Raw genomic sequence first — 13,545 nt, forward strand, 5'->3', positions numbered from 1 at the left:
AGCGAGTGAATCATAAAAAGGGGGAACTATGAAAAAACTAGCATTTATCGCGCTAATAGTTAGCAATATTTTCGCATTAGAATTTGGGCAGCTTGGCAATACTCCCGCATCTGTGGGCGGTGCTGGTGTCGCGTATAAGAAAAATGCGTGGGCGGTTTATTATAATCCCGCGATTTTAGGCGCGAATCGTAATGCAAATATCGCATATAGCTTTGGCGTGGGCTATGCCGATAGCAATGTGCTAGAACTTGCATCCATAGATGTAAATTCGCTTATGAATCTCCCAAAAGAAATCGAGTCACTAACTAAAAATCCAAAAACGCAACAAGCCACACAAACGCAAACACAAGTCAAACGCGCAAGGCGAAGCGCAGAATCTCGCAATACACAGCAAGCAGACGCCACCACAACTAACACTTGGAAATTTGGCGATTTAGGCATTTTAGGCGAAGTGCTAGGCAATCTCACAGGTAACGGCACAACAGGCGGAGGTGGCAATGGCGGTGGCACAAGCACAGATTTAACTAGCGATAAATTAAAAGAATATCTTTGCGGTAAAGTAGGCAGTGGCACAACCACACAGAACAAAGCGGGAAAAAATGGAACAGATAATTGCAGTTTAGACAATGTCAAAGAAAAATTAAGCGGTAACACAACCGCCACAGAGGCAATCAAAAAAGAACTTGGCGAGGCGATTAGAAAAACCGCAGAATCTAACCCCGATAGCCAAACGCCCCTTGCCGTTTTGGAGAGTATCGTAAGCGGACTTGACCCTAGCAAAATCCCTGATTTAGTTGAAAGTGTGAAAGGTGGTAAAGTCGAGCTAAAAGATATTTTGACAAAAGTAGGCGGTGTGAGTATCGCAAGGGGCGCAAGTCCTGCGCTTGATAGTCTTTTTACCATTTCAAGCGTGATAGATAAAAACTCGCTTTATTTCACCTCAAATAACGGCATTGCGTGGCACATAAAGGGCAATAAAAGTCGTGGTGCGATTGGTATGGGACTTTTTGCGAATGCCTATGCTTTCGCTGGGGTGGAGATGGATTCTGCGCGAAAGAAAATTATCGTAAAGGCAAATGAAAGCGATTACTTTGAAGTGGGCGTTAGCGGGGATAAAATCACGCTAAAAACTTCTGGTTCAGATTCTTATACAAGCAGTTCGATAATGTCCCCAAATGCCAATCACAAACTCCACGCAAACGGCATTGTAATCACTGAAATCCCTATCGCCTACGGGCATACAATCTCGCTCCCTGTGGGCGATTTACACTTGGGGGCAACGCTAAAATATATCTTTGCGATTAGCTCTGATAACACACAAAAATTTAATTTTGAAAAGATGAGCTTTGATACAAATATCAGTAAAAATCTCCGCTACACGCACAACTTCGGCGTAGATTTAGGTGCGCTTTACACGATGAAGTGGCTTGGCGCGGGGCTTGTGGTGAAAAATCTAAACGCCCCTACGATAAATACCGCAAATGGCAAATATCGCATTCTCCCGCAGGTGCGCGCGGGATTTAGCGCGGAGGCGTGGAAACTGACATTTTTGCTAGATATGGATTTGACGCCAAATAAGACACTTGAACCAAACAAACTCAATCAAATGGTGGGCGGTGGCGTGATTTTGGATTTGAAATGGGTGGATTTTCGCTTCGGTATGATGGGCGATATGCACAAAAATCCCTATGGACCGATATTTACGGCGGGTATGAATATCGTGCATTTTTTGGATTTTAGCATTCAATCTAGCGCAAAACTCGTAGATTTAGGCGAATATACAAACGGACTAAAAATGCCAAATTATTTCAAAGTCAATTTCGGCGGTAGATTTCAGTGGTAGGGGCAAAAATAAGTCGTGCAAAATTTTGTCAAATTATTTTCACAAGCGCGACTAGATGACTATGCCAATTTGGCGCAACACGAAGCAAATCTAGCCCTTATTGGCAGAATCTCGCATAAAATAGGCATTTTAGAAATTATTTTGCGAAATAAAATTGATAATATTATACAACGCCAAAATCCGCAGTGGCTTGAATTACTACCAAATGATTTGGAGTTAAAAAATCCAAAAGAGCTAGATTCTGCGCGTGATAAGGTTGTATCATCGCAAAGTTTGGGTTTTTGGGTGCGTGTGGTGGAGCATTATAAGATTCACAATCGAGTGTTTGATGCTTTATTTTTAGATAATTTGAATTTGAAAAAATACTATATAAAAAACAAAAATCGCTTTAAACCCAATGTATGCTTAAAAAAGTATCATAAAGTAAGTGTGATTTTGCAACTCTTTCGTCTTATTCGCAATAGGGCATTTCACTTTGAAAATCTTTACAAGATGAATAAAAAAGGTCCTAGATTAAGCGTTAAGATTTACAATAAATATAATGAATCGTTAATAGTATCCATTCAACCAAATAAGATTATGGATTTTCTTAATGATTTAATCGCGAGTTTTGATAAGGATTTGATTTACTATGCGGAAAAATAAAGGTGGCGGACAAAGAAGCCGCCTTGAAAACGGGCGAATTATATCGCATAAAACTTAAATAAAAATTAAGGCAAGCAAAATGAGATTCAAAACCAAAAAAATTTTTGTAGGCAATGTCGCTATCGGCGGGGATTCGCCTATCAGCGTCCAAAGTATGGCATTTAGCAAGACAAAGGACATTAAGGCGACAAAGGCGCAGATTGATAGACTACAACTCGCAGGGTGCGACATTGTGCGCGTGGCTGTGAGCGATGAAGAGGACGCAAACGCGCTAAAAACGCTAAAAAGTCAAATTAGCCTCCCGCTTGTGGCTGACATACATTTCCGCTATAAACTCGCGCTGATTGCGCTTGAATCCGTTGATTGTATCCGCATAAATCCGGGCAACATAGGCGACAAAGAGCGCGTGAAAATGATAGCAAATGGTTGCAATGAGCGCAAAATCCCTATACGAATCGGCGTAAATGCAGGGAGTTTGGAGAAGCGCTTTGAGCAAAAATACGGCGCAACCCCGCAAGGTATGGTTGAATCCGCGCTGTATAATATCAAATTGCTAGAAGACTGCGGATTTACAAATATCAAAATCTCACTAAAAGCAAGCGATGTGGAGCGCACAATTGCGGCTTATAGATTGCTTCGCCCAAAAGTCCCATATCCATTTCATATCGGCGTAACGGAGGCTGGGACGCTTTATCATTCTATCATCAAAAGCTCTATGGCACTTGGCAACTTGCTAATGGATGGCATAGGCGATACGATGCGCGTCTCAATCACGGGCGAATTAGAGAGAGAAATCGAAGTGGCAAAGTCGATTTTGAAATATTCTGGGCGACAAAAAGAGGGCATTACGCTCATATCCTGCCCCACTTGTGGGCGAATCGAAGTGGATTTAGTCCGCGCAATCAAAGTCATAGAGGACAAATTAAAGCATATCAAAAAGCCCCTGCAAGTCTCTGTAATGGGTTGCGCGGTAAATGCGCTAGGCGAAGCAAAACACGCTGATATTGCAATCGCCTTTGGCAACAAAAGCGGACTAATCATCAAAAAAGGCGAAATTTTGCGCAAAGTAGCCGAAAATGAAATAGTCGCAGAATTTATCAAAGAAGTAGAAAAAATGGCAGATGAAGCGTGAAACGCAGAATCTAGGGGCGATTTTGGGCGTAGATTCTGCGAAATTGCACCAAAATCGCAGAATCTACAAATTTCACACCAAAAACGCAGAATCTAGCGAAAATTAAGGAAAATCGCAGAATCTAGCGAAATTAAGGAAAACGCAGAATCTGCGAATTTCACGCCAAAAACGCAGAATCTGCCACCATTTTGTCGTTGCAAGATTCTGCGATTCGCGCAAATCGTGGCAATCTAATTTAGATTTAGTTTAGATTTATAGATTGCCGCGTTCGCTTCGCTCACTCGCAATGACGGATTTATGGGGAGATTCTGCGAAATTGCGTCAAAATCGCAGAATCTGCTTTGATTAAAGATAATTTTAAGTTTAAAAGCGTTAAAATCCACACTTTGAAGCGAAAGTTTCAAAAAATCAAAAACGGGAGAGTGTAATGAAAAAGCTTCTTTTTATCGCGCTTTTTAGCGCAGTTGGTTTGTTTGCGGCGGACGGAGCGACATTGTATAAAACTTGTATCGCTTGCCACGGAGCAGGTGCGGACAAAGTGCCACCCACTTCTAAGGCGACTTATACAATCAATACATTGTCAAAAGAAGTAATCGTTGCAGACTTGAAAGGCTACAAAGCAGGGACTTTGAATAGATACAATCAAGCCCAAGTAATGAAGCCTTTCTTGGCGAAATTGACAGACGCTGATATTGACGCTTTGGCGACTTATATCACTACGCTTAAAAAATAAGCCGTTAGATTCCGCGCTTTTTTAGCTTTAAAAAGGCTTTGAGTGCGCGGAATCGGCGATTTTTATTTTTAAAAATATTATTTTCACAAAATAGCATTTTTAAGGATAAAATATTTTGAAAAAAATCATAATTTTATGCTTTCTTTTGTGTTTTTCTGCTTTGATAAATGCCCTAAATGCCGAGCTAATCGAGGAATTTATCCTAAAAAAAGATGAAAGCAAAGTCATAAATCTTTTTGTAGAAAACACGCACAAAACGCTAACGATTCGCTGGACGCTTTATAAGGACAGAGGGCTTGTGATGCACCTAAACTACGATAGAAACCCGCATCAATTTCAGCTCTACAAAGAGAGCCTTGCGCTAAATTCATTTAAGATTGTGCTAAATCACACAAACTCTACAAGGGCGCAAAATCCGCACATTATCATTTATTTTGTGGATTTTGACGATGACAAAAAAGAAGCAAAATTTCGCTATTATTTGAATAAATATAACGCACAAATTGAGATAATGTAGGGGTTTTTATGCAAGAAAAATTAGCGCAGGTGCGGAATCTAATAGAGCGACATTTTGATAGTGTGGATAGCGAGGCGTTTGCGCGATTTCGCGGGGATTTTAGCTTTGGGAAAATGCTTCGCTCCAAACTTTTGCTAACAATCGCACCTGATTCGCCACACTCTACGCAAATGTGCGCGATTATTGAGCTAATCCATTTTGCTTCACTTTTGCACGATGATGTGATAGATTCGGCGTCTTTACGGCGTGGCAAACAAAGCATAAACGCCAAATACGGCGATAAAAATGCCATAATGTTGGGCGATATTTTGTATTCAAAGGCGTTTTATGAAGTGGCGACTATGGGCGCAAATTTGGCGCAAGTCATCTCAAATGCCGTGTATGAGCTAAGTTTGGGCGAATTGGACGATGTGAGTTTGGGCGAATCGATGAATTTGGATTCGCGCAAATATCTTGCGATGGTTGGGCGAAAAACGGGAGCGTTGATAGAAGCAAGTGCGGTGTGCGGTGGGATTTTAAAAAGCAATTTGTCTCTTACACGACCTTCGCGGGAGCTTGAAAAATTCTCATTCGATAGACCGCAAGTCTTATCTCAATCGAATTTTTCTGCGCAACCCACGAATCTCACGCAAGATACTAGAATTGCGGAGGATTTAAAGGATTCGTCATTGCGAGAATTGCGAAGCAATTCGTGGCAATCCAAATCAAATTGTCATTTTGAGCGTAGCGAAAAATCTCAAAAAAACAAAAAAGATTCTTCGCTTTGTGCTTCGCACTCCGCTCAGAATGACAAAATAATGGATTGCCACGATTCTGCTACGCAGAATCTCGCAATGACAGAGAATAATACAGATTCTGCGAATCAAACAAAAATCGCAGAATCTGCCCCCACTTCGTCATTGCGAGGGAGCGAAGCGACCGAAGCAATCCAAGATTCTGCGAACGCAGAATCTAATAAAAATCAATCGTGCGACAGCACCGAATCTCGCCCGCTTCGTGGTGCAAAAAATCGGATTCAAGGTTGCAGTAGTGCAACCGCCGATTTTTTGCTAGAAGCGGAAAAGCGAGGCTCTCCCCCTAAAAGCGAAAAGCGTGAGCTTTTGGCGCGTAGGGGGAGCGGGGCGGGGGGTGCAGCCCTTTTGCCAGAAAAAACAAGCGAATCTAAACAAAAAAATGGCGAAAATATTGCAGATTCTGCAAAACAAATAAATGTGGATTGCCACGATTCTGCTATGCAGAATCTCTCAATGACGGAGAATGATACAGATTCTGCGAATCAAACAAAAATCGCAGAATCTAGTATAAATTCGCAGAATCTAAACGCAGAATCTTGCACAGCACACGATTTGCAAGACAAACAATCGAAGGATTTGCGGTGTGGCTTTGCGCTGTTTTCGCGTGAAACAAGTGAGATAGAACTTGGGGTTCATCGAACGCAGTTTTATGCGGAAACGGCGCAAATTGCATACCCAAAACAAGGCGTAGCCGAAGTTTCTTTAGTAAAGGCAAATTGCAAACAAGACGACGCCAATATCCACAAGTATCGCATCTACGGGCAAAATCTCGGTATCGCCTTTCAAATCATCGATGACTTGCTAGACATTACGCAAGAGGATTCAACGCTTGGCAAAGAAGCATTTAGCGACTTCAAAGAGGGCAAAACCACGCTACCTTACATCTATCTCTACAACGCTTTGGGCGAATCTGACAAAGCGATTTTAAAATCATACTTTAAAAAGCCCCTAGATTCAGCACAAAAAGAGTGGATTCGCACCAAAATGGCAGAGCATAACATTATCGCAACTATTCAGCAAATCGCAAAAGATTACGGCGCAAAGGCACTCTCCGTGCTAGATTCTGGTGATAAAAATCTGCAAAAAATCATAAATGATATGATTGATAGGGAGTTTTGATGAAGTATTTGGTGCTTAGCTTTTCGCACAAAAACGCGCCCATTGAGATTCGTGAGAAAGTGTCGTTTGAAGATGCCACGCCTTTGCTTGATTATTTGCATAGTTGCGAGTGCATAAAAGAGAGCATTGCGCTATCTACCTGCAATCGCACGGAGATTTTTATGCTATGCAATGATAATTATTGCGCACTACAAGAATGTTTTAAGAAATTATCAGCGATGTCTAGCGTAAATATCGAAGTTTTAAAGGGTTGCGCGAGTAGTTATGAGGGATATAGCGCGATTCATCATATTTTTTTGGTGGCAAGTAGCTTGGATAGCCTTGTGGTGGGGGAGACGCAAATAGCAGGACAGCTAAAAAAGGCTTATCGCTACGCGCTTAAAAATGGCTACTGCACGACAAAAGGGCTTGGACTTGTGATTGACTTTGCCTTTAAATGCGCAGGGAGCGTTAGAAACGAAACGGGCATTTCTAAAAATCCCGTCTCTATCGCTTCTATTGCGGTTTTGAGTGCGAATGATTTGCCACTAAATCAAAAACGCGCCGTTGTAGTGAGCGCAGGGACAATGGGGAAAATTGCCATAAAACACCTGCTAGGCGCAAAATATCGCGTGTTGCTTTTAAATCGTAGCTACCAAAAGGCAGTGGATTTTAAAAACGAGCTAAATGATGAAAATCTGCAAATCGCGGAGTTTAGCGAACTAAATCGCGTTATAAATGACTGCGAGTTGCTATTCTCTGCGTCAAGTGCGCAAAATCCCATAATCACAAAGGCGATGATTAAGCAAACGCCACACAAGCGGTATTTTTATGATTTGGCGATTCCGCGTGATATTGAAGAGGATTTGGGCGAAAATGTGGAGATTTTTAGCATTGATTCGCTTCAAAAAGTCGCAGAAGCAAACAAAGAAAAGCGCAAGGATAGCATAAATATCGCCTATCAAATCGTAGGCGAACAAGTCAATGAATTTTTCAAATATCTAAATATTTTGGGCGTTGAGCCTATCATAAAGCATTTGCGAAATCTAGCCAAAAGCGCGTCAATGCAAGAGATTGACAAAGCGATTGCAAAGGGATTTTTGCCCCAAACTCATAGGGCGAATCTGCAAAAGACGATTCACAATGTTTTCAATGTCTTTTTGCATACGCCCACAAAAAACCTTAAAAATGTCGCTTCTACCGCACAATTAAAAGAAATAAAGCGAAGTTTAAAAATACTTTTTGAATTAGATGATGAGAATTTAGCAGAAGCGCAAATCGCCCACGACAAAGGGCTTGAAACCAAACCACAAAAATTTTAAAAAAAGGACAATGCAATGAAATTTTCTACACTTTTTGCCCCCACCACAAAAGAAGAGCCAAAGGATTGCGTTTTAAAAAGTCATAGTATTTTGATTCGCGGAGGCTTTATAAAGCAAATCGGCAGCGGGATTTATAGCTTTTTGCCACTTGGCAAAATCGTGCTTGACAAAGTGCAAAAGATTGTCAAAGATGAGATGGACAAAGCGGGTGCGAATGAAGTGCGCTTGGGATTTGTAACCCCTGCGGAGCTGTGGGAAAAATCAAAGCGATTTGACAAATACGGCAAGGAATTGCTTGTGTTTAGGGACAGAAAGGACAATAGATTCGTGCTAGGTCCCACGCACGAGGAAGCTGTGGTGGATTGCGCCAAAGGTTTGGTGAAAAGTTACAAGCAATTACCGCTAAATCTATATCAGATTCACACAAAATTTCGCGATGAGATTCGTCCGCGCTTTGGGCTAATGCGAGCGCGTGAATTTGTGATGAAAGATGGGTATAGTTTTCACGCGGATAGTGCGGATTTGGATAGAGAATTTGCGCTAATGGAGCAAACTTATCGGCGAATCTTTGATAGATTGGGCGTAAAATATCGCGTGGTAGAGGCGGATAGCGGGGCGATTGGCGGGAGCGGAAGCAAGGAATTTATGCTTTTGGCGGATTCGGGCGAAGATGATATTGTGATATGCGAAAAATGCGACTATGCGAGCAATATCGAAGCAGCCACGCGAAAACCGCGCCCTGTGCCAAAATCTAGTGCGCCACAAGCGGATTTTGCGAAGTTTCACACGCCAAATGTAACGACTATAAAGGCGTTGAGTGAGTTTTTTAAGATAGATGAGTATTGGACGATGAAATGTGTAGCGAAAAAAGCGGTATTTGGGCGCAATTCGGGCAATTTGTCTTTGGAGTCGCGCAATTCGTTCTCGGGTAATCATTCCGCAGATTCGCTAGATTTGGAGCGTTCGCAGACCGCTAGTCTAGTCTCACGCCCCAAATCTAGCGAAAACTACGAAAGCACTACTGCGATTCCTTCCGTTGTAGATTCTGCGAATCTAGAATCTAAAATAGATTCGTCATTGCGAGATTCGCAACGCGAAGCGAAGCAACCATCCACAAAAAATCAAAATGCAAATTCTAGTATTGTGAGCGAGAAATCGGGGTTGTGTAGCCACGAGCAAGGAAATAGAACTAATGGTTCATTGACGAAGCGAGTGGCAAATCTCCCCGATTTCTCGCCACAAGACGAATTTGCTACTGCACCTTGTTTCTTTTTTATTCGCGGTTGCGATGAGCTAAATCTCACAAAAGCCCTAAATGCCATCCCAAACGCCATTGATTTAGTGGATTTACCCAAAGATGAGTTAGAATCACTTGGGTTAAAAAGCGGATTTATCGGAGCTTACGGGTTGCAACATATCACAAAATCGCCCTACATTTATTTTGACAATGAGTTGCGCGATAGCGCGAATCTCATCTGTGGCGCGAATGAAGCGGACTATCACTTTGTGGGCGTGGATTTGGCGACATTTAGCGATTTGCAATACGCGGATTTGGTGGAGGTAAAAAAGGGCGATTTTTGCCCTAAATGTGGCGCAAAAGGCATTGATTCAACGCTAGATATTACAAAGGGCATTGAGTTAGGGCATATTTTTAAGCTTGGGACGCGATATAGTGCGCCAATGGAAGCGACATTTTTGGATAGCAATGGACGCGCAAAGCCCTTTGTTATGGGATGTTATGGCATTGGCGTGTCGCGAATCCTCCCTGCGATTTTGGAGCAAAAAGCCGATAGCAAGGGTGCGATTTGGGGTGCGCTTGCGCCTTTTGCGCTAACTATCATCATTTCAAACACCAAAAACGCTGACGAAGTGGATTTTGCGACAAAAATCTATGATGCACTTTGCGCTAATTTTGGCACTGCGGAGATTTTGCTTGATGATAGAGATGAGCGATTTGGCGTGAAAATGGCGGATTTTGAGCTACTTGGTGTGCGATTCGCTCTCATTGTCGGCAAAGAGTTGCAAAATGGCAAGGTTGAGCTAATAAATCGCGCGGATTTATCGCGCAAAGCGTTAGATTCACGCGATTTTGGCGCACTTGTAGAGCAAATCAACGCGGCATTAAGTGCGGATTAAAATGCAATTTAAAAAGGATAGCAAATGGATTTTTGGGGATTTATTTTAGGTGCGATTTTTGCCACTATCTTGCCTTTGTTGTTTGTTTTTAGCGACAAATTATTAAAGGGCAATTCCGCTCAACGCCTAAAAGGCTGGACAATCATCGTATTTGTGGGTATTGCTATTGCGTTACCCATCGTGTGGGTGATTATTTCTAGTTCAGGCGATGGCAATGTCGCTGCTTTTGGGCTAATTTTTAGTTTATTTGCTATGCCGATAATCTCGTGGGTTGGGGTAATCATCGCAAATATTTTATATTTCATCGCAAGGCGGATTTAAGTGCGGATTCAAATGCAAATCTTGCGAATCTAACGCAATAAATTTAAACAAAAGGGGGCGCGAAATGCGATTTTTAATCTTTTTGGCATACATCGCAATCGAAATTTATTTAGTGGCAGAAGTCATCGATGAATGGGGCTTTTTGGCGTTTATTTTGGAGATTATTTTAAGTGCGGTGCTTGGCGTTGGCATTTTGGGAGCGCAGTTTGGGAGAGTTGGGGAGAATTTACGCAAAATTGCGGAGTTTAGATTGAGCGTTGGCGGATTTTTAGGGAGAAGCATTTTTTGCGCGCTTGGGGCGATTTTGCTGATTATTCCTGCGATTTTGAGTGATATTTTTGGCGTTTTATTTTTGCTAATTTCGATATTTTTTAAAAACGCAGAATCTAGCAACAATTTTAACGCAGAATCTAATAATTTCAGCGATTTTCGCAACTTTAACGCAGAATCTAGGCATTTTAGCGCAGAATCTGCAAATTTCAGGGCAGAGCAGAGCGATGAGATAATCGAAGCAGAGATTATCGAACATAAAGAGAAATTAAAATAGCAAAAAATTAAAATAGCGAGAAAATAAAGCAGATTCTGCGAAACGCCCTTTATTTGCACTTAGATTCTGCGAAAATCGCCCAATTTTGGCGAGAAGTTGCGAGAAAACAAAGCAGATTCTGCGAATTGCCCCGTTTTTGGCACTTAGATTCTGCGAATCGCCCCGTTTTGCATTTAGATTCTGCAAAAATCGCGTTAAATCGCAGAATCTAGCACATTTTATGCCCTAAATTTGTCCCTATTTATTCTAAAAAATTCCATCGTAAAAACGGCAATACTTCCAAAAATAAAGGCAGTAATGAATGCAAGGATGATTTTAGAGCGGAAAGAAGTCTGCACGAAGTCTTTTTCGGCGTTTTCATCTTTTTGCTCTTGCGGTTTTGGTATTTTGGCGATTGTCGCTTTTTTGTCATTTTGCACCGCGCTAATTAGTATTTGCTTTTTTAGATTCTGCGTTTTAAATCGCATTAGATTCGCAGAATCTAGCGTAGTTATTATATTATCCGCATAGATTTCCGCCTCTTGCAGATTGTTGCTTGAAAAGGTGAGTTTAAAAATATTATTTTCGATGTGTTCTAGTGATAAAGTGGGATTTTCCACAAAAGAGTTGCTAAGCATTTCTCTTATTAGATTCTGCGATATTTGCAAGGATTGCAAATCGATATAAAATGAAAAATATTCCTTTATCTCAGGCATAATCTCAACTTTTGCTTCCTCAACCACTTCGTTTTTCTCTATTTTCTCCACACTCATCGCAATTAAAAGCGCACTTACAATCATTGTAAATGCAAACACCCCCACAAAAACCTTCCACCAATAAAAATATATCCGTAAAACTTCCCACGAATTTAGTCTCATCTCTCCCCCTTTAAAAAATAAAATGGCATTCCAATAATGTCGTAGTTGTAGTAAATTCTCGTGTTTGTCAAATCGCCAAAGACGCTTTTTGTCTGCGCGACATTTAAGATGACAAGCAAACTAAAAATTAGCAAAATAAAAGGCAACTTTCGCAACGCAAAATACAAAAAATATCCAAGCACAATATACATTAAAATCACGCCAATTCTAATGCTAAAATGCGCACTTACAAATACGCTTGAAAAGTAAAACAAAACTAGTCCGATGACTAAATATTTAAGCGGTTTTTTCATATAAATTATCGCGCCAAAAAGTAAAATTAGCAAAAAGACTAAATTCCTAATGCCAATGCTCGCGCCATCTAGTGCGCTTTTTGTGATGATATAGGGCGATAATTTTATTTGCAGTGCTTTGAAAAACGCAATGTCTAATTTTAAATGCCACAAAAAATGAGTGATTTCGCTAAAAAAGCAAAATGCAAGGCAGATTATAAAGCAACAAAACAAACCAATTTTAGGGCGATTATAAAGCAAATAAATGATGGGATAAAAAAGCAATGAACTTGTATGAAAACTAACTGCGATGATGAAAAATATCCATTTAGCATTTGTGCTAGTAGAAAATATGGCGTATAATATAAAAATACTCGCCAAAACCTGCCTACACAACAACGCAGAAAACCAAAAGTCAAACAACGCCAAAGATAGCGCAACACAAAATGCCTTTTGTGTAGAATCTAATCTCTTTGTGCCATAAATTTCTAACCAAATATAAAATAGCATTGCTGAAAATGCGATTTGCATACTCATAAAATGCGCGGGCGATAACGCGCCAAAAATCTTGCCAAGCACAAAATAAACTATCGGCAGTCCTACTTCAATGCCCCCTGCGAAATATCCAAAAAACTTAAAGTTATTTTCAAGCATTCCATTATACACTCTAAAATAATGCACAAAATCGCTATGCGGGACGGCGTCGCCATTTAAAAACGAAGCACTTAAAATTATCATCATCGCTAAAAAAACGCGCAAAGCACCGCCAATGCAATGCGCAAAAATTACCATCACACAAAGCGTCCAAATAAAGCAAATAAAAGGCGAAAATGGGAAAATAAATATTGTTATGAGAATAAGAAAAATATTTGCGGAGCGATTAGCGCATAGGGAATGTTGCGTTAAATAGGAATGTTGCGTTAAATGTTGTGTTGAATATGGGGGGGGGCAAAAATAGTTTTAATATCCATAAAAATATCCTTAAAAAATCACATAAAACGCAGAATCTGCAAAAAAAGTTTGGATTATACACTAAAAAAATTATTTTAAACTTAAAGTTTTGGTTGCATTTTTTTGCACTTAGATTCTGCGAAAATCGCCCAATTTTGGCGAGAAGTGGCGAGAAGTTGCAAGAAGTTGCGCGTTTAAGGGCGACTTTGTGGTAATCCATACCTTCCGTCATTGCGATACTTGCCAAAGGCAAGTCGTGGCAATCTCTTAAATTTTGTTTATTTTTGGAATATTTGCGGTGTCAAATCGCAGAATCATAGACTTAGATTCTGCGAATGTTTGCTATAATTTCACACATTTTTTTACAAAGGACACAC

The 13,545-nt window shown here is 40.7% G+C and carries 15 protein-coding genes; 11 read left to right on the forward strand and 4 right to left on the reverse strand.

Annotated features, from left to right (window positions below; all coding sequences use genetic code 11):
• Nucleotides 1-28: 28 nt before the first annotated feature.
• The 3 genes from traF (at nucleotide 29) to ispG (ending at nucleotide 3,620) form a co-directional block, all read left to right on the forward strand.
• Nucleotides 29-1,843, forward strand: coding sequence for a conjugal transfer protein TraF (gene traF, locus ACWIUE_RS00520; RefSeq protein WP_454133892.1), 1,815 nt, complete (start codon nucleotides 29-31; stop codon nucleotides 1,841-1,843).
• A gap of 15 nt (nucleotides 1,844-1,858) precedes the next feature.
• Nucleotides 1,859-2,488, forward strand: a complete 630-nt coding sequence (locus ACWIUE_RS00525; protein WP_454133894.1) for a hypothetical protein — start codon at nucleotides 1,859-1,861, stop codon at nucleotides 2,486-2,488.
• A gap of 79 nt (nucleotides 2,489-2,567) precedes the next feature.
• Nucleotides 2,568-3,620: a flavodoxin-dependent (E)-4-hydroxy-3-methylbut-2-enyl-diphosphate synthase gene (gene ispG, locus ACWIUE_RS00530; protein WP_454133895.1), complete on the forward strand. Its 1,053-nt coding sequence runs from the start codon at nucleotides 2,568-2,570 to the stop codon at nucleotides 3,618-3,620.
• A 230-nt stretch (nucleotides 3,621-3,850) separates the two neighbouring features.
• On the opposite strand, the gene ACWIUE_RS00535 is transcribed toward ispG, so the two are convergent.
• The gene (locus ACWIUE_RS00535; protein ID WP_454133897.1) at nucleotides 3,851-4,024 is read right to left on the reverse strand and encodes a hypothetical protein; all 174 of its coding nucleotides are present in this window, start codon (nucleotides 4,022-4,024) and stop codon (nucleotides 3,851-3,853) included.
• A gap of 23 nt (nucleotides 4,025-4,047) precedes the next feature.
• On the opposite strand from ACWIUE_RS00535, the gene ACWIUE_RS00540 reads away from it, so the two are divergent.
• From ACWIUE_RS00540 to ACWIUE_RS00570, 7 genes are all read left to right on the forward strand, one after another.
• A complete protein-coding gene (locus ACWIUE_RS00540) occupies nucleotides 4,048-4,353 on the forward strand; it encodes a c-type cytochrome (protein ID WP_454133899.1) in 306 nt (101 codons plus the stop codon).
• 115 nt (nucleotides 4,354-4,468) lie between these two features.
• Complete coding sequence (locus tag ACWIUE_RS00545; protein WP_454133901.1) at nucleotides 4,469-4,870, forward strand: hypothetical protein; 402 nt, start codon at nucleotides 4,469-4,471, stop codon at nucleotides 4,868-4,870.
• Nucleotides 4,871-4,878: 8 nt separating this feature from the next.
• Nucleotides 4,879-6,783, forward strand: a complete 1,905-nt coding sequence (locus tag ACWIUE_RS00550; protein WP_454133903.1) for a polyprenyl synthetase family protein — start codon at nucleotides 4,879-4,881, stop codon at nucleotides 6,781-6,783.
• Nucleotides 6,783-8,084: a glutamyl-tRNA reductase gene (hemA, locus tag ACWIUE_RS00555; protein WP_454133905.1), complete on the forward strand. Its 1,302-nt coding sequence runs from the start codon at nucleotides 6,783-6,785 to the stop codon at nucleotides 8,082-8,084. The genes ACWIUE_RS00550 and hemA overlap by 1 nt, the downstream gene beginning before the upstream one ends.
• Before the next feature lie 15 nt (nucleotides 8,085-8,099).
• Nucleotides 8,100-10,220, forward strand: coding sequence for a proline--tRNA ligase (gene proS, locus ACWIUE_RS00560; RefSeq protein WP_454133907.1), 2,121 nt, complete (start codon nucleotides 8,100-8,102; stop codon nucleotides 10,218-10,220).
• A gap of 24 nt (nucleotides 10,221-10,244) precedes the next feature.
• On the forward strand, nucleotides 10,245-10,541 hold the full coding sequence (locus tag ACWIUE_RS00565; RefSeq protein ID WP_454133908.1) for a hypothetical protein: 297 nt from the start codon (nucleotides 10,245-10,247) through the stop codon (nucleotides 10,539-10,541).
• Between the two features lie 64 nt (nucleotides 10,542-10,605).
• Nucleotides 10,606-11,088 carry an FxsA family protein gene (locus tag ACWIUE_RS00570; protein ID WP_454133910.1) on the forward strand — a complete coding sequence of 161 codons (483 nt, stop codon included), beginning with the start codon at nucleotides 10,606-10,608 and terminating at the stop codon, nucleotides 11,086-11,088.
• Here ACWIUE_RS00570 and ACWIUE_RS00575 read toward each other — a convergent pair.
• Genes ACWIUE_RS00575 through ACWIUE_RS00585 form a run of 3 tightly spaced genes read right to left on the reverse strand, consistent with a single transcriptional unit; the run spans nucleotide 11,080 to nucleotide 13,009 of the window.
• Nucleotides 11,080-11,274 (reverse strand): hypothetical protein, encoded by a 195-nt coding sequence (locus ACWIUE_RS00575; RefSeq protein ID WP_454133911.1) that lies wholly within the window; start codon nucleotides 11,272-11,274, stop codon nucleotides 11,080-11,082. The two genes, ACWIUE_RS00570 and ACWIUE_RS00575, sit on opposite strands and share 9 nt — an antisense overlap.
• Before the next feature lie 32 nt (nucleotides 11,275-11,306).
• Nucleotides 11,307-11,945 (reverse strand): hypothetical protein, encoded by a 639-nt coding sequence (locus ACWIUE_RS00580; protein ID WP_454133913.1) that lies wholly within the window; start codon nucleotides 11,943-11,945, stop codon nucleotides 11,307-11,309.
• Nucleotides 11,942-13,009 carry an EpsG family protein gene (locus tag ACWIUE_RS00585; RefSeq protein WP_454134514.1) on the reverse strand — a complete coding sequence of 356 codons (1,068 nt, stop codon included), beginning with the start codon at nucleotides 13,007-13,009 and terminating at the stop codon, nucleotides 11,942-11,944. The genes ACWIUE_RS00580 and ACWIUE_RS00585 overlap by 4 nt, the downstream gene beginning before the upstream one ends.
• A gap of 137 nt (nucleotides 13,010-13,146) precedes the next feature.
• On the opposite strand from ACWIUE_RS00585, the gene ACWIUE_RS00590 reads away from it, so the two are divergent.
• Nucleotides 13,147-13,383 carry a hypothetical protein gene (locus tag ACWIUE_RS00590; RefSeq protein ID WP_454133915.1) on the forward strand — a complete coding sequence of 79 codons (237 nt, stop codon included), beginning with the start codon at nucleotides 13,147-13,149 and terminating at the stop codon, nucleotides 13,381-13,383.
• The last annotated feature ends 162 nt before the right edge of the window (nucleotides 13,384-13,545 follow it).

This window comes from Helicobacter sp. 23-1045, from assembly GCF_053654655.1.